Here is a 20,080-nt window from a genome sequence, read left to right as displayed (position 1 = left end):
TCATTGAATTAACTAAAAAGGTTCCTGTTAACTCTTGTTATATAGCATGTTTCTACTATATAAATAACTTTTGTATACATAACCTGTCTTCCTTGAGCTTTCTATGAAATCAGTTAGAAAAGTTAACAAAGTAATACCTTGAATGTTAACTTAAAACTCACATTCAAGGTATATGGTTTAATAAATATCTGATTCATTGTTAAATTGCAGCAGATTGCTTTTAACATCTGCCAGAAAACGTCCTGCAGCAAGTCCGTCTAAAATACGGTGATCAATCGACAGACAAAGGTTGATCATATCAGCAAATTTAAGTCCACCTTCTTCAGTTGGTATTACTCGCTTATTAATACTTTCAATCTGCAGGATAGCGGCTTGCGGATAATTAATGATGCCCTGAGACATCACTGAGCCAAATGAGCCCGTGTTATTGACTGTGATCGTCCCCCCCTGCATCTGCTCAGAGGTCAGACTGTTATTACGTACTGCTTTTGCAAGACGATCTACTTCTTTAGCGATTCCTTTAACCGACAATTCATCTGCATTTCTGATGACCGGTACAAATAGGTGATCATCCGTCGCAACAGCAATAGAGATATTGATGTCTTTAAAGAAAGTGATTTCATTATCAACCCATGATGCATTCATCTTTGGATGTTTCTTCAGCGCCTGTGCCACTGCTTTGATGAAGAATGGATAGAATGAAAGTGAGATGCCCTCCTGCTCTTTAAAAGTGGTTTTATGAGCGTTACGCAACTTTACAAGTTCTGTAACGTCCGCTTCCACCATCATCCAGGCATGTGGAATTTCATTAACACTTTGTACCATGCGCTTGGCAATCGCTTTTCTGACACCATCTGTCTGCATCACTTCTGTCGCAGCTGCCGGAGTCACGGTTTCAGACTTTTCTGCTGCTTTTTGAGGCTGGAAGTTCAGAATATCTTTTCGTGTGATGCGACCATGCCGACCTGTCCCAGTCACTTGCGAAAGATCGATATGGCGTTCCTGCGAGAGTTTCAGCACTGCTGGAGAATAGCGCATTTGATGCTTTTCTTCAGGAACATCTTTAGCTGACGCGTCATCATTCAGTGACTTGTCGTGATCCTCAGCTACTTCTTCCTCTTCCTGCTCGCCTGCTACTTCAATCGTCATAATGGGGTCGTGAATCGGAATATCTTTATCCAGTTCAACCAACAGTTCTTTGACAGTGCCTGCAAAATCAGAAGGAATTTCAGTTGTCACTTTGTCAGAAGTCGCTTCAGCTATAGGCTGATAGCGTTCAATCTGGTCTCCTGGCTGTACAAGCCAGTTCGTAATAGAAGCTTCTGTGACACTTTCACCTAAACCCGGTAATACAATCGTTTTAATCGCCATGATGACGCTCCTTTACTCTTAAAATTCAGCCAGTTCACGCATTGCATGCTTTACTTTCTCTTCATTAATCAGAAATTCACGTTCCAAAGATAGCGCATAAGGCATGCTCGGTGAATCCGGACCTGCCAGACGACGGATAGGCGCATCTAAATCGAAGAGTGCTTCTTCAGCTATAATAGCCGCTATTTCACTCATTACACTTTGTTCTTTGTTATCTTCTGTCACAAGGAGAACTTTACCTGTTTTCTTCGCTGCCTGAATCAATGTCTCTTTATCAAGTGGATATAAAGAACGAACATCTACAATTTCTGCTTCGATATTCTCTTCTGCAAGTGTCTCAGCTGCTTTAAGTGCAAATTGAAGAGCCATCCCATAAGCAATGACGGTTATATCTTCACCTTGTCTGACAATATTCGCTTTATCAAGCGGCACGACGTAGTCTGTATCAGGTACGTCTTCTTTCAATAATCTGTAAAGACGTTTGTGCTCAAAGAACAGCACTGGATCATCACTGCGAATCGCTGCTTTTATCAGTCCTTTCGCATCATAGGCAGATGATGGTGTGACGACGCGAAGCCCGGGCTGTCCTACAAAAATCTTATCTGTTGTCTGCGAATGATAGAATCCACCTCTGACTCCACCGCCATACGGTGTACGATAAACAATCGGGGTCGTAAAATCCCCTCTTGTCCGGTAGCGTATGCGAGCGGCTTCAGACATGATTTCATTGACCGCCGGCAAAATATAATCTGCGAACTGAAATTCACCAATGGCACGATAACCACGTACACCAAGCCCAACTGCCAGTCCACCGATCAGCCCTTCTGTAAGGGGTGTATTGAATACCCGTTTATCACCAAAACGTGCTGCCAGATCTTTAGTCACACCAAAGACACCGCCTTTTACACCGCCGACATCTTCACCAAAAATAACGACCTTGTCGTCCTTTTCCATTTCTTCTGCGATTCCACGATTGATTGCTTCTAAATAAGTCATCATTGTCATAAATGGACCTCCTCTCTACTTCTCTGCCCAGACATGTGCCAGAATATCGGCTGCATCCGGATCCGGCATGTGTTCTGCTTCATCTGTTGCCTGATTGATTTCTTCTTTCAGTTCCAGCTCCATTGCATCTATATCCTGCTGCGTCAGATAACCTTCATCCAGCATCTGTTTCTGAAAAGCTGCAAGCGGATCTTTTGTCTTCATTTCTTCCAGTTCTTCTTTAGAACGATAAACCGTCTGATCATCATCTGATGAGTGAGAGGTCATGCGTGACACCATTAGTTCAACCAGTCCCGGGCCATTTCCCGCACGTGCTTCATCCACAAAGCGTTTGAATGCGAGATAACATTCAGCAAAATCCATACCGTCTACACGAATACCTTCAAAACCATAAGCTGCAGCACGGTCTGCCATTTCTTTATTGGCATACTGTTCCTCAATGCCCACAGAGATAGCCCATAGGTTGTTTTCGACGACAAATATAATCGGAAGTTTCTTGATGGCAGCAAAATTCATCGCTTCAGCTACTTCACCCTGGTTAAATGATCCTTCTCCGGTTGTCGCTACAGTCACAGAGTCAGATTCCTCCAGTAACGCAGCGTAACCGATTCCTGTTGCAACGTTCAGCTGCGTAGAGACAGGGGAAGAATGTGAAATGATGTTGTGTTCTTTTGAGCCATAGTGATTTGGCATCTGGCGGCCATGCGATGATGGATCTGCTTCTTTACCGAATGAACCGAGAATCATATCTTTAGATGACATCCCCCAGGCCAGACAAGCTGTCATATCGCGATAATAAGGAAGGAAATAATCTTTTTCCGGCTGGAAGGCCATGACCATAGCTACTTGCCCTACTTCTGCGCCCTGTCCGGAAATATTAAATGATGTTTTACCGATACGTGTCAGCTGCCAGAGACGTTCATCTAATCTCCGGCCTCTAAGAACATGTTTAAACGCATGGATAAGTTCTTCTTTCGTGAGTCCTGTTTCTTTTAGTTGTCTCATTTTTTACCTCCTATTTATGAATCGCCAGTCCATAACTATCCAGTGCTGCCTCCATCAATGTTTCGGACATGGTCGGGTGCGCATGAATCACGTCACTTAATTCAAGTGCGGATGCATTTAAGTAGATACCTGCTGCTGCTTCGCCGATCAGCTCTGTAGCATGTGGACCGATAATCGTCACACCGATAAGGTCATCAGTCTGGGTGTCTCGCAGTACTTCAACAAAACCGTCCGGTTCTCCGTAAATGAGTGATTTCCCATTGCCTCTGAAATGAAACTTGCCGACTTTGACGTTCATATTTTCCGGGAAATTCGATGCATGATAGCCAACACTCGCAATCTCAGGTTGTGTATAAGTACATTTGGGAATATCATGATAATTAAGCGGCATCACTGCTTCTCCCAGTAAATGACGTACAGCTATTTCACCTTCTTTGGCAGCAACATGTGCGAGTTGAAGCGTATCAATGCAATCACCGATCGCGTAAATATGACTTTCTGCTGTCTGATAGTAATCATTGACCTGGATGCCTTTATCATCGAACTGAACGGATGTGTTCTGCAGTCCTATACCGTTAACATTCGGCGTCCGGCCTACAGCAACCATGACTTTATCAAATGTCATAATATCGTGCCCTACTACTTCAATCTGCACCTTCTCTGACTCTACTGAGGCACTTCTGACAGCTCTTTGCGTCATCACTTGAATGCCACGTTCTTCAAACTGTTTCTGCAGTTCTTTCGCTACTGATTCGCTTTCGTTGATGACGAGCCGTTCTGCGTATTCTATGATTGTGACATCTACTCCAAAACTGTTCAGAAGAGATGCCCATTCCACGCCAATGACACCGCCGCCGATCACTGCCATTTTCTTCGGCAGTTCCTGCAGACTAAGCATCCCGTCTGATGTCAGAATAAAGGTTTCATCTATCTCGACATCTGGCAGGGTACGCGGAGAAGAACCTGTCGCAATAATGAGCTTTTTCGGTACGATAATCTGTTCTTCCTCATCTGAATTCGGGAAAGTAACTGCTACGGCACCTGAGACAGGCGAGAAAATAGAAGGACCTAATATCGCACCTTCTCCATGATAGATTTTGATTTTATTTTTTTCGCATAAGGCTTTCACCCCTTGATGCAGCTGCTCAACAATCTTTTCCTTCCGGGCCTGTATTTTCAGGAAATCAAAGCCTGCTTCACTGCTCGAGATACCAAATTCACCAGCCCGTTTAATGGTGTCATAAACTTCCGCACTGCGTAGCAACGCTTTAGTCGGAATACAACCGCGATGCAGACAAGTACCCCCGAGCTGTTCTTTCTCGACGATGACGACTTTCTGTCCTTGTTTAGCCGCATGAATAGCAGCCACATAGCCACCTGTCCCTCCGCCTAAAATGAGTAAATCTGTTTCTAATACCATTCAGCCACTACCTTCCATTTCAGTTATCAAATGCATCTATCTATACTGAAAATCTCTACGGTAATTATTCTAACACTTATTACCTGCTACTAGTAACTAATAATAATTTGATTTGCAATATTGATACAAATCATGTAAATAGTTGTATTCCTATATTTATTGGGCTATGCTATATTCACTTATTAAGTTGTCTAAGAGGTAATGTTTTTAAGAAAAGGAATGATGCTTATGAATATGAAGGGTATGAAGGCAAACCCGTTTTTCTATAGTGCTGTAGGTGGAATATGAAGAAGATTTTTTTGTTCTTTGCTGTTATATTGCTCGGAGCTGGGGGATATCATTACCGGGAGACCGTTACAGAATTAACGGATCAATTAGTAAGACGGATGATGTCTGACCCTATGGCCATGAATACTTATGATAAAGGTCAATGTACTTATTATGTTTTTGATAAAGTCAGACAGGATGGTAAAATGATAGCGCGGTCCTGGAATGATGCTAAATACTGGGCAACACGGGCAGAAGAAGAAGGCTATACCGTGAACCAGCAACCTCTCGAAGGTTCGTTATTGCAATCTGACCGAGGTGAACAAGGGCATGTTGCTTATGTGGAACATGTCTATCAAAATGGCAGTATTAAAGTAACAGAAATGAACTATATTAAGCCTTACTATATCTCGGAACGTGTGCTGACCAAGCAGGATATTCAGCGTTATCAGTTTATTCATCCGAAAGATAATCCTAAAATAGATACATAACAGCAGTTATTCTTCAAGAAACTGACACATCTGGATGTTTCAGTTTAATTTGTCAGGGGATAATACATTTAAAGAAAGGATGTAGATTATGTCTCGCGCAAAAGTTTGGCCTCTTATTTATCTGCTTGTTTTTATCGGTACACTTGTCATGAACTATTTAACTTCAATGAATGTCGGCAGAGTAGCTAATCAGGATCAAGCACTGATTCAGCCTGCGGGTTATGCTTTTTCTATCTGGAGTCTCATTTATCTGTTCATTATCATCTGGATAATTCGTCTGTTGTTAGATAAACAACAATCTTACGACTTAACGCAAGGTGAGAATCTGACATTCTGGCCGATTCTGAACTTTATTCTGAACGGCTTATGGATTTATGTCTTCACGCAGAACTGGAAGCTCACTTCAGTTATCGTTATCATCGCTTTACTGCTTACTTTAGTCATTATCTACCGCAAAATATCGCAGCATCATAATCATCCATTTGACCGCTCAGTTTTTAGTATTTATTTTGCCTGGGTTACCGTAGCGACAATAGTCAATATTTTCACCTATGTGAAATCACTCGATGTCTCGCACGTCATAGGACTGTCTGAACTGACATGGACATGGGTGATGCTGGTAGTGGCAACTGCGCTTTGTGTTTATATCGCATTTAAGTATCACGATTTTCTTTATCCGCTTGTTTTCGTCTGGGCCTTCACTGCTATCTATTTTGAAAATCAGCATTCACTGCTATTAATGATCCTTATCGGCTGTATTGTAGTTCAACTAATCACAGCCCTCACTATATTGATACGAAAGTTTAAAAAATGATCACAGTGCCCAGAAACAAATAAAACAGCTTTCCCAATCTCATGCGGGAAAGCTGTTTTTACTTAGAGATGCTCCATCACTTTCGGCATATCTCCTGGCGTAATAATACCTATGATGTCTTCTCTCTGCTTGATCGTGCCTGTTTTTGAAATGAGCAGCACCAGCTTGGACTGACCTTTCTGATTGATGCGCTCTATCATTTTTTTCTCAATTTCATAAAGCGGCATATTCTGCTTAACGACTTCATAGGACGCACCTTTATCGTCTTGAGATAAAAGTTCGCTGACCTTATATTTGGTTAGATCGAGCGGTGCTTCTTTGCGCACAGACGACAGCCAGTTCGTGATGCCGTTGTCTGTCAGAATACCAAGCAAGCGTTGTCCCTGAAAGACTGGATACTGTGAAACGTGGTACTGTTCTACAAGTTCAAGGACTTTCAGCAGACTATCGGTATCACTCAAACTGATTACTTCTTTACTGAAGATACTGACGGTCGTCGGATTTTCGAACTGTTGACGGATTGTCGTCAGCATATCGATGAATTCTGTTGTAGGCTCTGCTATATTGAATGTCTCTTTCTTTTCATGTACAAGTAAATTGCGTAGTTCACGGGCCATATCGATATCATCCTGATACTGCTTGATGACAGGATGCTTCTCTTTTAGCTGATAGAGCAGTGAACCGAAATTATCATCGCGTTTTGTGTATTTCTTCATCGCTTCATGCAGTAAATTGAATGCTGTCAGAAACTGATCCAGATTACCCAAATATCTTCACTCCTTTAAGCTTTTATACCCGTTTCACGTGTAACTACTGTCATCATCTAGCCCAGAAAATAAAAAATACGAACCTTTGGCAGGGTTCGTATTTGAAATCACTATTTGGTTTTAACAATATCGTCACGATGACCGTTCAGATAAGCATAGACTAACCCTACGAAGATACCGCCACCGATAAAGTTACCGATGAAAGCAAAGACCACATTTTTAAGAATATCAATCCATGAAATAGCAGCCGGATTGTAATACATCATACCGGCGAATAACCCTGTATTATATACCACGTGCTCATAAGCCATGAAGACGAATATCACGACACCGATAGCGATGAAGAATGCTTTTGCGAGTGCCTCTTTACACTGCATGGCAATAAAGATACCGATATTGATAAAGAAGTTAGCAAAAATCGCTTTAATCATAATCGCCAGCCAGGTTGATTCAATTGTTTTAGCAGAAACTGTCTTTGTAAGAGCGGTGACCATTTCAGGCGTCATCACTTTTGTGCCCGTCATCATACCGAATAAGATAAAGCCGCCAATAATATTACCGATAAAACAATAGATGAAGATTTTGGCGACTTTACTCATTGAAATCGTCCGATAATAAAGTCCTATTGTCAGATACATAAAGTTACTTGTTAATAGTTCCGCTCTTGTCATGACAATCATAACGAGCGCGATACTAAAGGCGATAGCGCCCAGAATATTGACAAGTCCGTGACTTGCCCCTTCAAACTGTGTTTTGACCGCTAAAGAGAAGACAGCCATAATCGCCAGCAGAAAGCCTGCAATAATAGCTTTTAAAATATAGCGAGCCGGCTCACGGTCGACGTTCACTTCTTTTAATGCGACTTGTGTCAAAGCTTCTCCGATATTATCTGTACTGGTAAATGTATCAGATACGGACTTAACCGGTTTTTCAATTTGCATAAGTAAACTCTCCTTGTTTGTGATTTTATTAACATAATTTGATTTTACCACTTTCCGAGTAAGAGAGCGCAATTATTTTCATAAATTCATAAAATATCAGGTTCTATGCTCAATCGCAATTAAACGTGCGGCTATCAGCAAGTATACAAGATGTCCTGCCAGCCAGATGATAAAACCCGATGCTGAAAGAACAAGAGAATCTGTCACTGCTAAAGCTGTCAGCTGAAAATACAAAAAAATGAACTGAATGAGCGAAACAAGGAGCGCTGCTTTGAACAGTGTTCTATAACGGTAAAGAATGCTCAGCATATAATAGAGGACTACGCCGACCATGACATGCAGTCCTAATTCTATGATAAAAGGCGCATCCTCAATCATAAAATCAATATTCAGCAGTAATAGCGCTGTCTGTGTATGAAAGAGCTGATCAAGTAGCAACAGCACAATGTATAAACTAAGACTGGAGATAATGGCATAGCCGAACCGTTTCATGAGTATGACCTCTCTTCTCTTATTTCTCTTCTATCTAACCTGTTATTATACAAGCTTATTTTATCATTTTCCTGCTGCAAATAGTGATAGCCCTTTTTCAGTACAGAAGTCGTACTTAAATGTGATTATGACATCTTGATGAACACTCTATTTTTTATTCAGTAAATGGATTCTGCAGAATAAGTGATGGTCTTTCTACTTTATAGGAAGCTTATCAACGCAGTTGGAAGGTTTTTTCAATCAAAATAGTCTTACATAAAATATGTCTACTGTTAGAGTGATAGCCCTCAACTTTGTGACTTTGCTATAATGAACCTAATCTATTTCACAAAGGAGATTCAATATGCGTATCCAGGATCACTTTATTTTTAAGTTGTTAGTGACCATTATCGGTTCATTCATTATCGCTATCAGTTTTAATTTATTCTTACTGCCCCACAATGTGCTGAGTAGTGGTCTAAGTGGTGTCGCCTTACTTGTCCATATCCTGACATCACTGGATACCGGTCTTGTTAATCTACTGATCAACTTACCTCTCGTGATTCTAGGCTTTTTAAAACTACCTAGACAAGTGATGATTCAGACCATATTAAGCGTCGGCTTTATTTCTTTTTTCTTATCTATCATCCCAGTGACACAAATATCTTCAGAACCGTTGATTGATGTTATTTTTGGTGGTATGCTCTGCGGCCTGGGGGTCGGTGTTATCCTAAAGTACTCGGGCACAACAGGTGGTATGGATATTATTGCAATGATTATCTCACAGCATAGCAATATCTCTATCGGTGTCGTTATGACAGCTTTGAACGGAATCATCGTCCTTTGTTCCGGTTTCTTCCTCGGCTGGAGCAATGCACTGACGACTTTACTTTCTATTTATATTACCGGTAAAACTGTTGATACCATCTTTACTTCACATATCAAATTGACCATCAATATCGTAACAACAAAAGGTGAAGCGGTCAGACAAGCGCTGATTGCTTCTATCAGACGCGGTATGACTATTACCGATACATACGGCGGCTATACTCAGAAGCCTGCACAGATGATTATGATGGTACTGACGCGCTATGAACTTCAGGATGCCATTCGTGTGGCTAAAGAAGCAGATCCAAACTGTTTTATCAATGTCTATGAGACTACAGAAGTTCATGGACATTTCGCAAAACCTGGCACGCGAGGATAATCAACGGTGTGAATAGACTTCATAACCATTCTGTCTTAATTCCTGTGTGAGTGCTTTTGAGATAATTCTTGTTTCTCGTTCGTGTGTGATAGTATAAAGAATTTCTTCTTTACCATTCATAAACGCAAGGTCCGCCTCTATACTATCAAGCGATTCCATCCAGGTGTAAGTATCATTAGAAACTGCTCTATAGAAACAGTTATAGCGCTTGAGGTATTCTGCAACCTTCATATTGTAAGGAAAATAATAAGAAGAGGCTCGGTCACCTGACCGGATAGTACCGGGCCATTCTCTAACCTTTTTAACAGTGATGATGTCTTCCTGAAATTCCTGGTAAAAAGGTTGTCCCTCAAAATCTTCATCACTTGTAACGGTAATGATTAATCTATCTGCATATTTGACTAAATATTTTTTCAGCAGTGTTCTATACATGACTCTATCACCTATCTCCAGATAAAACATCCCATCCTCCTATACCATTTATTGTCATATTATTCATTTTAGTGTAACATAAAGTTTGACAGTAAGGTGTGTAGCAAACGTTATAAAATTATTTAATCATGTCTCTTATGAATTTCGAATACTTTTATATGGGGGAATTGTCGTGAACAATTCAAAAGAACTGATATTCAGAGACTGGAAATTTCATTTAGATGTACCGGCTGGCCATAGCATCCTGACGAACGAAGAGATGATTTCAATCCTGGATAAGGATTATGATACAATCGCACTTATCAATTTTCAAAATGATAGAGTTGAGATTGGTTCATCTAGCTATTGTGCTAAGATTGCTTTTAATGCAAGTACTAAAGAATTTTTCATCAGTCAAAAAGAAGAAGAACTATAAAAAGAAGCCCGGAGATTCTCCAGGCTTCTTTTTATAGAGTGCTTTTCAGTTCAGGTTTACGCGTTTTGTAGATAATAAAGCCGATGACAAAACCGATAATAGCAGGAAGCACCCAGCCCATACCAATCGAGAAGAAAGGTAGATAGTGGTTGCCGAAGTTAATTATACTTTCTGCAAATGCTGTCTGACTCAGGAAAGCAGGGCTTGCTTTGATACCATCAATCAGAGCGGCAATCAGCGTGAGGTAGATAGTCGCCTGGTAGACGATTTTTGAATCATGAAATAGACTACTGAAGAGCGTCAGCAGAATCAGCACGATAGAAAGCGGATACAGGAACATCAGTACCGGCAACGAGTAAGCGATGATCTGCGTCAAGCCGACATTTGCGATGGTAAACGAAACGATACTTACCACCGTTGCGAACATGATATATTTCTGACTCGGAAATAGTTCTACAAAAGTTTCAGAAAATGCCGTAATTAAGCCAATCGCTGTTTTCAGGCAGGCGATAATAATAATTAAAGAAAGAAGGATGATGCCGTAATCCCCTAAGTAGTACTGTGTAATCTGTGCAAGGGCGATACCTCCATTATCACTGACTTCGAACTGACCTAAACTCATTGTTCCCATGACAGCGAGTAATGTATAGATCAGACCCATCAGAATCACTGTGACCAGTCCTGACTTGACCGTTTCTTTAGCGATCATTTTTGGATCAGTGATACCGAGTTTCTTGATGGTTGTCACGATAATGATACCGAACGCAAGAGATGCCAGGGCATCCAAGGTATTATAGCCGTCAATAAATCCTTTTAACAGCACAGAATCCTGATAGTTGGCTGATACAGCTGCACCTTGAATGCCTCCCATCGGACGAACCAGCGCCAGAAGAATCAGCAAGCCGAGAAGTAGTAAAAAGACCGGGTTCAGAAATTTACCGATATAATCCAGAATCTTCGACGGACGACGTGCAAAGAACCATGCCACAAGGAAGAATAAGCCGCTGAATAATGCTAAATATAAGCCCGTTGATTCTTTAGGCAGCGAAGAGCCGAACGCAATCTCAAAAGAAGTCGTTGCCAGTCTTGGTAAGGCGAAGAACGGACCAATAACCAGATAGAGCAGAATAGTAAAGATATAAGCATACGTTTTATTGACCCGACTTGAAATATCGAAGAGACCATTTGCCTTTGAGATACCGATTGCGATAATACCCAGAAAAGGTAGACCAATCGCTGTAATCAGGAAACCAAGATTGGCGATAAAGACATTTGATCCTGCTGTCTGTCCGAGATGAATCGGAAAAATCAGGTTCCCTGCCCCAAAGAACAATCCGAATAACATCGAACCGATAAACATATTTTCTTTAAAGGTGAGTTTTGATTTCATAATAATATCCTCCATATTAAGTATTCATTAAACCCGTTAATAGACTAGAAGAATTTGCCCCTGAAATCTCTTTCCCTTTAACGTATTAATGTAAGTATTTCTCATTATATTATAAGATTCAGAAAATTTAAATAAAATTTTAAATTTGGTAAGTTATACAATCAAGTTAGCCATCTATGGTGGAAGAGACATTAATTATTTATAAAAAAAATACGCCATGACGAATTCATGTTAATATTGTAGTTCTCACACCGACAATAAAGGAATGAATTCGTATGACGCATATCAATGGTAACACGAAAACCGTTAAGGGCAAACACCTTTCTAGAGACGAACGAATCATCATACAGACGTTGATCAATGAAGGATATTCAAACAGACAAATAGCCGGCAAGCTTGGCAGAGCGCCGCAGACCATCAATAACGAAGTGAAGCGTGGCACCTACACTCAAAAGAGCCAGCAGGTACAGAATAATAAGACCTATACCTACTACAAGTGCGTCTATTCACCTGATCTTGCTCAGGATAGATACTTTGAAAATCGTATCAAGTCGGGACGTCGTCCTCTCCCTATTACAGATAATCCCTTTGTTGAATGGGCCGATAATCTGATGATACATCAGGAGATGTCTCCGGCTTCCGTTATTATGCTGGCTAAAAAGGCTAAACTTTTTCCGGAAAGATTCATACCCTGCATCAAGACACTCTATAACTGGATTGACAGAAAACTGATAAAGACACGTAATATCAATCTCCTGATGAAATTGAAGCTTAAGACTAAGAAGCCGACAGGCTTTACTCGTATCAATAAAAAAGTACTGGGTCAATCTATCGAGCTGCGACCTCATGCAGTGGATACACGCACGACCTTCGGACATTGGGAGATAGATACTGTAGTCGGTCAGAAGTCTGCGGAAGATCAGGTACTCCTCACCATGGTTGAGAGAAAAAGCCGATATGAACTTATCTTAAAGATTGATGGTAAACAAAGTTATCATGTAGTCAATGCACTACGCCGTCTGATAAAGGAAACTGGGGATGCTTTCCCTAAGATATTTAAATCCATTACATCAGATAATGGACCTGAATTCAGCGGTCTTTCTGAATGCCTCGGGGGATTATCAGAAGTTTACTTCACTCATCCCTACGCCTCTTGGGAAAGAGGTACGAAAGAAAATCAGCACAGATTTATTCGCCGGCATATTCCTAAGAGCATCCCCATTTCAACCGTAACAGATTCTACTGTCCACAAAATCCAGGAATGGATGAACAGATATCCACGTATGATACTAGATGGACAGTCAGCGATGGAAGTGTTTTTGAAGGAACTAATCAAAGAGAACATACTAAGTGAATCCCTAGGATTCTATATGAACTAAATTTGTCAGGGTGGCTAACTTGTAATTGCAATTTAGAAAATTTTAAATTTAATGCTCATTTTTATCTTTCCATATAATTCGATAGGAATGGCAGAATGAGTCTATTTAACTCATTTGCATGTGTTTCAGGTAACCAGTGGCCGCCTTCTATTTCATGATAATGAAAAGAAGCATAGATATAGTTCGCAGACGCTTTCATCTGTGCAGAGGTTAGTGCAGGATCCTGGTTTCCTATAATCCCCATAACTGGCACGTTAACAGCATCTATTCCAGCTACGATTGTCTTTATATTATAACGATACCAGTTCAGTCCTGAAGAAAGACGACCAGGCCGTGTTAAATCCATATACCAATGCTCATGCATTCTATCGTTTTCTGCTATCAGCGTCAGTGCTTTATAATCACCTGCTGCAAGAACTTGTTCGGCTACGCCCGGTAAGATAAAAAGACCGATATAACTCCCTTTCATCATCTGCTTAAGCCCTCCGCTGCGGAAGTAACCACTCGGATGCCCGACACTCAGCGCTGTAAAACTGATCACCTGTGGTTCATAGTTTGCAGCCATATACCATCCCAGGCATGCACCCCAGTCATGACCAATGACATGAGTCCGAGCAATATCTAATTGTGCAAGTAACGTAAACATATCTGCTGCCGAGTCCTCAATTCGATAGCTGTCAGATAGTGCAGTATTGCCATACCCTCTTAAGTCAGGTGCTATGACACGATAACCATTTTGAATCAACTGCGGCATCATCTGATACCATAGCTTCTTAGAATCAGGGAAACCATGCAGCAATAAGACAGGCTTGCCTCTTCCTTCATCGACAAATTCATATTGAATACCGTTAATCATCAATTGTTTTACGTGAAACATAAGGGTCCTCCTTTAATTTGTTTTACTATGAATACCCTATAACAGCTATTTATACATATTCTTGCTCTTCATTATTCTCTAATATGTTTCACCCATATAAAAGTCAAACAAACACTTGATGAAATTCATTTATTATAATACAGCCCTATGCTATGCTTGAATGAATAGATAAAGAAGGAAGTTATGATGAAAAATACAAAAGAAGACAATGAACAGTGGACCGTGAATGAAAAGAATGAACTCTTAAAATTTTTATTTGAGAGGATGCCTGATAGAAGTAAGAAGTCTGTCAGAGCTGTTCTCGCAAGAGGACAGGTCTTTGTCAATGATGTATCAGTAAGCCAGTTCAATGCGTTTCTCGAACCGGGCGACATCGTTGCAATTCGTCTCAGTGCGCCCAACAAACAAGCCTCGCTCCGAGGCTTGAAGATCCTCCACGAAGATGCAGACCTTATTGTGATCGATAAAGAAGCAGGCTTATTATCGATTGCGACAAACAATGAAAAAGATAAAACAGCTTATCATATACTGTCAGAATACGTAAAACGGGCACATCCTAGAAATCGTATATTTGTGGTACACCGTTTAGACCGTGAGACTTCAGGTGTTATGGTATATGCCAAGACGCCTGAAGCGCAGCAGATTCTGCAGAACAACTGGAAACAACTTGTGACAGAACGCACTTATATGGCACTGGTTGAAGGTCGTGTCTCTGAAAATGGTACCATCACAAGCTTTCTTTCAGAAGATAAGACACTCACGATGCGTTCAAGTCAGAATGAACAGCACGGCAAAAAAGCAATCACTCATTATACTGTCTTTAAAACAAGTCGTAAACAGACACTGCTTAAAGTCAATCTGGATACTGGGCGTAAAAATCAGATTCGAATCCATATGCAGGAATTAGGTCACCCTATCGTCGGCGATAAGAAATACGGTGCGACGACTAACCCCTTCAGAAGACTCGGTCTGCATGCACATATTCTCGCTTTTACCCATCCCGTGACTCATCAGAAGATGCGCTTTCAGTCTCCTGTACCACCGATATTCCTGACACAGTTCAAATAAGGAAAAGCAGCAGAATATGATCTTCTGCTGCTTTTCTATTTAGAAGTTCGACACTTTGCCGCTGATAATAAAATAGACACCGGTTAAGGCTAAGAGTGTGATGACCCCAAATAATATTTTATCCATTTTTGAAATCGGTCTATCGTGCAGTTTCTGGACATGCTGATAGACAAATATACCCGGGAAATAGAGAATCATCGTCAAAAGGAGATATTCAAGCCCTGCTGCATAGACGATCCAGATTGAATAGATGGAAGCCACTGCTCCTATTAAAGTCTGCTTACGGGAATGCTGTCTGCTGGACTTCAGCTGATAGAATGCACTAAATGCATAGGGTAACAGTACCGCTGACGATGCCAGGCTGAAAGCAAAGTTATAGGCTTTATCTGTAAAGAGTAAGGTGATGAAAAACAACTGAACAATTAGACTTGTTATCAGCATAGAGTGGATAGGTGCATGATTATGGTTATCTTTACCGAACCACGCCGGAAAGATATTATCTTTGGCAGCTAAATTGGGCACTTCTGCTGCGAGCAATGACCAGCCAAGCCACGCTCCTATAACAGAAATGATCAAGCCGATATTGATAACGACTGCTCCCCATTTACCGACAACTTGTTCCATGACGCCTGCCATCGACGGGTTGCTGAGTTCTCCTATCTGATTCTGGATAATAATCCCTTGCGCAAGAACCGTAATCATAATATAGATGATAAGAACGCCGAGAAGTCCGATAATCGTCGCTTTTCCGACATCACGCCGTTGTTTCGCACGGCTTGAAAAAACAACGGCACCTTCCACACCAAGAAATGCCCACACCGTCACCAGCATTGTACTTTTGACCTGAGCCATAATATCCTGAAAATCAAAACTTTTCGGACCTTGGTCAGTCATACCATAAAAACCTGTCATAAATGTATCGAAATTAAAGCCAGTCACTAATACGACTAAAAATAAAAAAAGCGGAATCATTTTAGCGATAGTCACAATCATATTGATTAACATTGTATTCTTGACTCCTCTTGAAATGAGCAGAAAGACACACCATAATAATAACGAAGCTACTATTATACTCGGTCATCAGCAATGTGCCATATGCGACATTGCCGAGTAACGCACTAAACTAGTAACCCCAGGCAGAATTGAATCCCATATAATCACCGAAACCTGCTTGTGCGTAACTATAGATGCCGCCGTCAAGTTTCGGTCTGACACTCGTTAAATTCTGAAAGCTGAGCCCTAGTGCTATCATGCCAACTCCTGTGATCAGCCAGCCGATGAGGATAGCTAGTCCGCCTGCTTCAGTACCCATATCACTGATCAGGTTAAAAGCACCACCGCCGATCATCGTTCCCACCACCATCGCAACGAGCGCCAATAAACTTAATTTCCTATCATTCGCTTTACCCAAATCTCTCCACCTCGATTAATCAAATACAGTCCTATTACTCTTCTTATGAGTAAAAATTTTTATCGACTTCTACCTTTACCCATTTAAACGGCCAAATAGCATTAAAATTCAAATAGATACCCCCAATCAGTAGATTGGAGGTATCTATCAATCATTTTTTTGATGCTGAATGACTTTCACATCTTTGTTATCAGCAATTTCTTTAGCACGCTTTGCCGCTTCCTGTTTTGTATCATGCGTTGAATCTGCGCGTTGAGCACCCTGTGTCTTCACGTGCCACTTATTATCTTCAAAGTAGACTTCAACGTCCTTGTCCATCAGCTCTGGATGTGCTGAATCATCTTTTTTGTGCTGCGTGATTTTCTTGTTCTTCAGTTCATGCAATTCTTCTGTTGAGGCCGCTTTATACCAGTCTTTCGCCTGTTTTGTCGCAATAGGAATCAAATCTTCTTCCTTATAGCCATCTGTCAGCATCGCATTTCCGATATCGATGGCCTTCTTCCGTTCAAGTTCATCAAAGTTCTTCCAGCTGTTCGGGTAGTCATTCATTGTCCACATCATCATCACTCCCATTTCAATTGTTACTCTTTCCATAACCTTTTTGAGGAGATATTAATCTTCTATTAATGAGAAACTTAACCTTTATGACCGGCGATGAGTCCTTTTCGCAGTTTAATAGTGCCGCTATTCGTTAAGGACGACGCTCGTATGACGATGTCTTTACCATACTTACGACGGAGCTGGTCAAGATAATCTTCTACAATCTCCCGTTTCATGTCTTCCGGTGCTTCAAAGAGACTCATCTGTCTGATTCGACTATCACGCAGATTGCTGAAAGAAACACTTACTGTCCTGAAAAGGCGGTTTATCTCTGCATATTCTTCTAAGTACCGCCAGATCAGGTTAACAATCTGCATAGTCGCTGTGAAATAATCCTTCTTAGTGAACTGTTTATGGATTCCCCCACCATCTGCATAGCCTACAGTAAAGGCAATCGTCGTCGGATACAGATTCTTCTCTCTGACGCGGTAAAACACCTCATCTATCTGTTCACTGATGACCGTCTTCAGTTCATGAAACTGATAATCACGCATCAGAATCTGTGACTTACCGTATGATTTGCCTTTGATGACATGCGGTTTGCGAATCACACTTTCATCTATTCCATTGGCATGCAAGTGCAGATCGACGCCGATAATACCGAAGTCACGCTTTAAATATTCAACTGGATAATGGGCTAGATCACCGATACTGAAGATGCCTTTCTTGTTCAGCTTCTTCTCCGTCCGATTATTAATGCCCCACATCTCAGTCAGTGGTTCGATATCCCACAGTTTACGGGGGACATCGTGATAACGCCATTCAGCGACACCTTCTGTCGTCCGTTTTGCTTCTAAGTCCATGGACAGCTTGGCAAGCAGAGGGTTTGAGCCGATACCTATCGTGCTGACAATCTGCGTCTGATTGTAGATTTCCTGCTGCAGTATACGTGCCATCTGATAAGGTGACCGGGCAAACAGATGATAGGAATCCGTGATATCCATAAAGAATTCGTCGATACTATACTGATGGAAATCTTCGGGCGCTACATATTGCAGCGCAATCGCTGAAATCTCGCTCGATACTTGAATATATTTAAGCATAGAGGGGTTAATGATATAAATATCTGAACGATGCGGAATTTCAAATAATCTTGATCCAGTTTTTATACCTAATGTTTTTAAAGGCGGTGTTGCAGCCAGTACAACAGAACCTTGACGTTTCGTATCTCCGACAACAGCGAGTTTAGTCGTCAGCGGATTCAGTCCTTTTTCGATACACGAGACCGATGCAAAGAAGCTTTTAAGGTCAACACAAAGTACATCACGAGAACTACATTGATAATAGTCATACATTCTCCCACCTCATTTATATATCAAGTGTATACGAGAACATACGTTCGTGTAAAGTAGTGAGAAGGACTCTTACTTTAATAAAATAATTCACTTAAAACGGCTTTAGTGATAGAGCGCTTTTGTTTCGGCAAGTCTATTCAGCAGTTCCTCTATCTCCTCATCACTGATAGCAAGAGAAATCCGAATATACTGATCACCATTTGAACCAAATGGCAAGCCCGGTGTCGTCAATATAGACTGTTTCTTCAGCAGGTCATCTACATATGCTTCGCTGTTATAACCATCCGGGATTTTAAGCCATAGGAAAATACCGCCCTGCATCGGCTCAAACGGAATACCTGCCTCAGTCAGGAAGCTTGTCACTTTATCTCTACGCTTTCTGAAGATGGCGTTCTGCGTCTCTAGGAAAGGTTCTCCCAGTGCCAGTGCACTGACCGCTGCTTCCTGGACGACCCCCCACATCCCGACTTGTGTATGGTCCTGATAATAATTGAGTGCGCCGACGATATCCTTATTACCTACCGCAAAACCAATCCGCACCCCTGACATATTAAAGCCTTTAGAGAGTGAATAAATTTCCACTGCCACTTCTTTTGCACCTTCTGACTGCAGGATACTTGGATTTTTAGCGTCGAATCCGAACGCTGCATAGGCAAAGTCATGCACAATCTGTATCTTCGTCCCTCTGAAGCGCTCGATAATCTCATCGAACCCTGCACGTGTCGCGACCGCTCCTGTCGGATTGCTTGGATAATTGAGATAGATGAGTCGAGTCTTGTCTAATACCGCGGAATCAAGTGCATCAAAATTCGGCCAGTAACGATTGGCCGGCAGTAGTGGCAGCTCATAAACTGTACCACGTGCAAGCTTCACACCTGCAAGATAGTCCGTATAACCTGGGTTCGGCAGCAATACACCTTCTCCCGGTTCAATGACACAAAGAGGCAGGTTGACCAGTCCGTTCTTCGTCCCATAAAGAATACAGATTTCCTCGTCTTTATCCAGCTCAACACCATAAGTCTCCAGATAGAATTGCTGAATCGCTTCTTTTAGGACTTCCTTACCCCGGAACACGCCATATTTATTATTAGCAGGCTCCTGCACTGCTGACTGAATTGCTTCCAGCACTTCCGCCGGCACTTTCTGGTCAGGTATACCGACTGCTGTATTAATGAGGGGGTTAGTCCCGATTTCGAGCTTTCTGCCCATCGTCTTGCCGAAATAACTTTCGGGTATCGAATCCAGTAATCTAGAACGCATGCTCTCTCTCCTTCTTATCTCTAAAAATTAAAAACGTCATTACTTCAGCAGTAATGACGTTAAAAGATCACTTATCTGCCAAGCTTCTGCTTGATGGATTTAGCACAGTGCTCACAGAGCCTGCTGCTGAGACTTCATAGGGCCAGTTCCCTCCATCTCTCTGGATAAGACATATTTAAATGATTGTTATCAAT

19 protein-coding genes, 1 pseudogene and 1 riboswitch are annotated in these 20,080 nt (G+C 41.4%); of the genes and pseudogenes, 6 read left to right on the top strand and 14 right to left on the bottom strand.

The window, feature by feature from the left end:
- Positions 1–177 precede the first annotated feature (177 nt).
- Genes MGG13_RS00405 through lpdA form a run of 4 tightly spaced genes read right to left on the bottom strand, consistent with a single transcriptional unit; the run spans position 178 to position 4,801 of the window.
- On the bottom strand, positions 178–1,371 hold the full coding sequence (locus MGG13_RS00405; protein WP_239034976.1) for a dihydrolipoamide acetyltransferase family protein: 1,194 nt from the start codon (positions 1,369–1,371) through the stop codon (positions 178–180).
- A gap of 18 nt (positions 1,372–1,389) precedes the next feature.
- Complete coding sequence (locus MGG13_RS00400) at positions 1,390–2,376, bottom strand: alpha-ketoacid dehydrogenase subunit beta (RefSeq protein WP_239034975.1); 987 nt, start codon at positions 2,374–2,376, stop codon at positions 1,390–1,392.
- Positions 2,377–2,391: 15 nt separating this feature from the next.
- A complete protein-coding gene (locus MGG13_RS00395) occupies positions 2,392–3,381 on the bottom strand; it encodes a thiamine pyrophosphate-dependent dehydrogenase E1 component subunit alpha (protein ID WP_239034974.1) in 990 nt (329 codons plus the stop codon).
- Between the two features lie 10 nt (positions 3,382–3,391).
- On the bottom strand, positions 3,392–4,801 hold the full coding sequence (lpdA, locus tag MGG13_RS00390; protein ID WP_239034973.1) for a dihydrolipoyl dehydrogenase: 1,410 nt from the start codon (positions 4,799–4,801) through the stop codon (positions 3,392–3,394).
- A gap of 284 nt (positions 4,802–5,085) precedes the next feature.
- On the opposite strand from lpdA, the gene MGG13_RS00385 reads away from it, so the two are divergent.
- Together MGG13_RS00385 and MGG13_RS00380 are read left to right on the top strand one after the other, a co-directional pair.
- Positions 5,086–5,559 carry a CHAP domain-containing protein gene (locus tag MGG13_RS00385; protein ID WP_239034972.1) on the top strand — a complete coding sequence of 158 codons (474 nt, stop codon included), beginning with the start codon at positions 5,086–5,088 and terminating at the stop codon, positions 5,557–5,559.
- An 88-nt stretch (positions 5,560–5,647) separates the two neighbouring features.
- Positions 5,648–6,373: a tryptophan-rich sensory protein gene (locus tag MGG13_RS00380; RefSeq protein WP_239034971.1), complete on the top strand. Its 726-nt coding sequence runs from the start codon at positions 5,648–5,650 to the stop codon at positions 6,371–6,373.
- Between the two features lie 62 nt (positions 6,374–6,435).
- Here the strand turns inward: MGG13_RS00380 and MGG13_RS00375 are convergent, their stop codons facing one another.
- The 3 genes from MGG13_RS00375 to MGG13_RS00365 form a co-directional block, all read right to left on the bottom strand.
- On the bottom strand, positions 6,436–7,140 hold the full coding sequence (locus MGG13_RS00375; protein WP_239034970.1) for a CBS domain-containing protein: 705 nt from the start codon (positions 7,138–7,140) through the stop codon (positions 6,436–6,438).
- A gap of 110 nt (positions 7,141–7,250) precedes the next feature.
- Complete coding sequence (locus MGG13_RS00370; RefSeq protein ID WP_239034969.1) at positions 7,251–8,081, bottom strand: formate/nitrite transporter family protein; 831 nt, start codon at positions 8,079–8,081, stop codon at positions 7,251–7,253.
- A 96-nt stretch (positions 8,082–8,177) separates the two neighbouring features.
- A complete protein-coding gene (locus tag MGG13_RS00365; protein WP_239034968.1) occupies positions 8,178–8,573 on the bottom strand; it encodes a hypothetical protein in 396 nt (131 codons plus the stop codon).
- 343 nt (positions 8,574–8,916) lie between these two features.
- Here MGG13_RS00365 and MGG13_RS00360 point away from each other — a divergent pair, with 343 nt between their 5' ends.
- Positions 8,917–9,759: a YitT family protein gene (locus MGG13_RS00360; RefSeq protein WP_239034967.1), complete on the top strand. Its 843-nt coding sequence runs from the start codon at positions 8,917–8,919 to the stop codon at positions 9,757–9,759.
- Here the strand turns inward: MGG13_RS00360 and MGG13_RS00355 are convergent, their stop codons facing one another.
- Positions 9,760–10,221 carry a hypothetical protein gene (locus MGG13_RS00355; RefSeq protein WP_239034966.1) on the bottom strand — a complete coding sequence of 154 codons (462 nt, stop codon included), beginning with the start codon at positions 10,219–10,221 and terminating at the stop codon, positions 9,760–9,762.
- Positions 10,222–10,363: 142 nt separating this feature from the next.
- Here MGG13_RS00355 and MGG13_RS00350 point away from each other — a divergent pair, with 142 nt between their 5' ends.
- Positions 10,364–10,606 (top strand): hypothetical protein, encoded by a 243-nt coding sequence (locus tag MGG13_RS00350; RefSeq protein ID WP_133432551.1) that lies wholly within the window; start codon positions 10,364–10,366, stop codon positions 10,604–10,606.
- A gap of 31 nt (positions 10,607–10,637) precedes the next feature.
- On the opposite strand, the gene brnQ is transcribed toward MGG13_RS00350, so the two are convergent.
- Positions 10,638–11,996: a branched-chain amino acid transport system II carrier protein gene (brnQ, locus tag MGG13_RS00345; protein ID WP_239034965.1), complete on the bottom strand. Its 1,359-nt coding sequence runs from the start codon at positions 11,994–11,996 to the stop codon at positions 10,638–10,640.
- Positions 11,997–12,271: 275 nt separating this feature from the next.
- Between brnQ and MGG13_RS00340 the strand changes: the two genes are divergently transcribed.
- The gene (locus MGG13_RS00340; protein ID WP_239034581.1) at positions 12,272–13,375 is read left to right on the top strand and encodes an IS30 family transposase; all 1,104 of its coding nucleotides are present in this window, start codon (positions 12,272–12,274) and stop codon (positions 13,373–13,375) included.
- 61 nt (positions 13,376–13,436) lie between these two features.
- On the opposite strand, the gene MGG13_RS00335 is transcribed toward MGG13_RS00340, so the two are convergent.
- Positions 13,437–14,252 (bottom strand): alpha/beta fold hydrolase, encoded by an 816-nt coding sequence (locus MGG13_RS00335; RefSeq protein ID WP_239034964.1) that lies wholly within the window; start codon positions 14,250–14,252, stop codon positions 13,437–13,439.
- A gap of 186 nt (positions 14,253–14,438) precedes the next feature.
- On the opposite strand from MGG13_RS00335, the gene MGG13_RS00330 reads away from it, so the two are divergent.
- The gene (locus MGG13_RS00330) at positions 14,439–15,320 is read left to right on the top strand and encodes an RluA family pseudouridine synthase (RefSeq protein ID WP_239034963.1); all 882 of its coding nucleotides are present in this window, start codon (positions 14,439–14,441) and stop codon (positions 15,318–15,320) included.
- A 39-nt stretch (positions 15,321–15,359) separates the two neighbouring features.
- Here the strand turns inward: MGG13_RS00330 and MGG13_RS00325 are convergent.
- The 4 genes and pseudogenes from MGG13_RS00325 to MGG13_RS00310 form a co-directional block, all read right to left on the bottom strand.
- Positions 15,360–16,683, bottom strand: a pseudogene (locus MGG13_RS00325) (basic amino acid/polyamine antiporter).
- Positions 16,684–16,878: 195 nt separating this feature from the next.
- Positions 16,879–17,292, bottom strand: a complete 414-nt coding sequence (locus tag MGG13_RS00320) for a DUF2188 domain-containing protein (protein ID WP_133432575.1) — start codon at positions 17,290–17,292, stop codon at positions 16,879–16,881.
- Positions 17,293–17,366: 74 nt separating this feature from the next.
- Entirely contained in the window at positions 17,367–18,626 is a 1,260-nt protein-coding gene (locus MGG13_RS00315) for a Y-family DNA polymerase (RefSeq protein ID WP_239034962.1), read from the bottom strand.
- Between the two features lie 102 nt (positions 18,627–18,728).
- On the bottom strand, positions 18,729–19,886 hold the full coding sequence (locus tag MGG13_RS00310; protein WP_239034961.1) for an aminotransferase class I/II-fold pyridoxal phosphate-dependent enzyme: 1,158 nt from the start codon (positions 19,884–19,886) through the stop codon (positions 18,729–18,731).
- 68 nt (positions 19,887–19,954) lie between these two features.
- Positions 19,955–20,057, bottom strand: a riboswitch (SAM riboswitch).
- Between the last annotated feature and the right edge of the window lie 23 nt (positions 20,058–20,080).

The organism is Macrococcus brunensis, assembly GCF_022343725.1.
In the GTDB taxonomy this organism is placed as follows: domain Bacteria; phylum Bacillota; class Bacilli; order Staphylococcales; family Staphylococcaceae; genus Macrococcus; species Macrococcus brunensis.
Note: the sequence above shows the minus strand (reverse complement) of the source record. Positions and strands in the feature narration are given on the sequence as shown.

Coding starts and splice junctions, on each gene's coding strand:
- MGG13_RS00405 (WP_239034976.1), bottom strand. CDS start 1,371: ATGGCGATTAAAACGATTGTATTACCGGGTTTAGGTGAAAGTGTCACA.
- MGG13_RS00400 (WP_239034975.1), bottom strand. CDS start 2,376: ATGACAATGATGACTTATTTAGAAGCAATCAATCGTGGAATCGCAGAA.
- MGG13_RS00395 (WP_239034974.1), bottom strand. CDS start 3,381: ATGAGACAACTAAAAGAAACAGGACTCACGAAAGAAGAACTTATCCAT.
- lpdA (WP_239034973.1), bottom strand. CDS start 4,801: ATGGTATTAGAAACAGATTTACTCATTTTAGGCGGAGGGACAGGTGGC.
- MGG13_RS00385 (WP_239034972.1), top strand. CDS start 5,086: ATGAAGAAGATTTTTTTGTTCTTTGCTGTTATATTGCTCGGAGCTGGG.
- MGG13_RS00380 (WP_239034971.1), top strand. CDS start 5,648: ATGTCTCGCGCAAAAGTTTGGCCTCTTATTTATCTGCTTGTTTTTATC.
- MGG13_RS00370 (WP_239034969.1), bottom strand. CDS start 8,081: ATGCAAATTGAAAAACCGGTTAAGTCCGTATCTGATACATTTACCAGT.
- MGG13_RS00365 (WP_239034968.1), bottom strand. CDS start 8,573: ATGAAACGGTTCGGCTATGCCATTATCTCCAGTCTTAGTTTATACATT.
- MGG13_RS00360 (WP_239034967.1), top strand. CDS start 8,917: ATGCGTATCCAGGATCACTTTATTTTTAAGTTGTTAGTGACCATTATC.
- MGG13_RS00355 (WP_239034966.1), bottom strand. CDS start 10,221: ATGTTTTATCTGGAGATAGGTGATAGAGTCATGTATAGAACACTGCTG.
- brnQ (WP_239034965.1), bottom strand. CDS start 11,996: ATGAAATCAAAACTCACCTTTAAAGAAAATATGTTTATCGGTTCGATG.
- MGG13_RS00340 (WP_239034581.1), top strand. CDS start 12,272: ATGACGCATATCAATGGTAACACGAAAACCGTTAAGGGCAAACACCTT.
- MGG13_RS00335 (WP_239034964.1), bottom strand. CDS start 14,252: ATGTTTCACGTAAAACAATTGATGATTAACGGTATTCAATATGAATTT.
- MGG13_RS00330 (WP_239034963.1), top strand. CDS start 14,439: ATGAAAAATACAAAAGAAGACAATGAACAGTGGACCGTGAATGAAAAG.
- MGG13_RS00320 (WP_133432575.1), bottom strand. CDS start 17,292: ATGATGTGGACAATGAATGACTACCCGAACAGCTGGAAGAACTTTGAT.
- MGG13_RS00315 (WP_239034962.1), bottom strand. CDS start 18,626: ATGTATGACTATTATCAATGTAGTTCTCGTGATGTACTTTGTGTTGAC.
- MGG13_RS00310 (WP_239034961.1), bottom strand. CDS start 19,886: ATGCGTTCTAGATTACTGGATTCGATACCCGAAAGTTATTTCGGCAAG.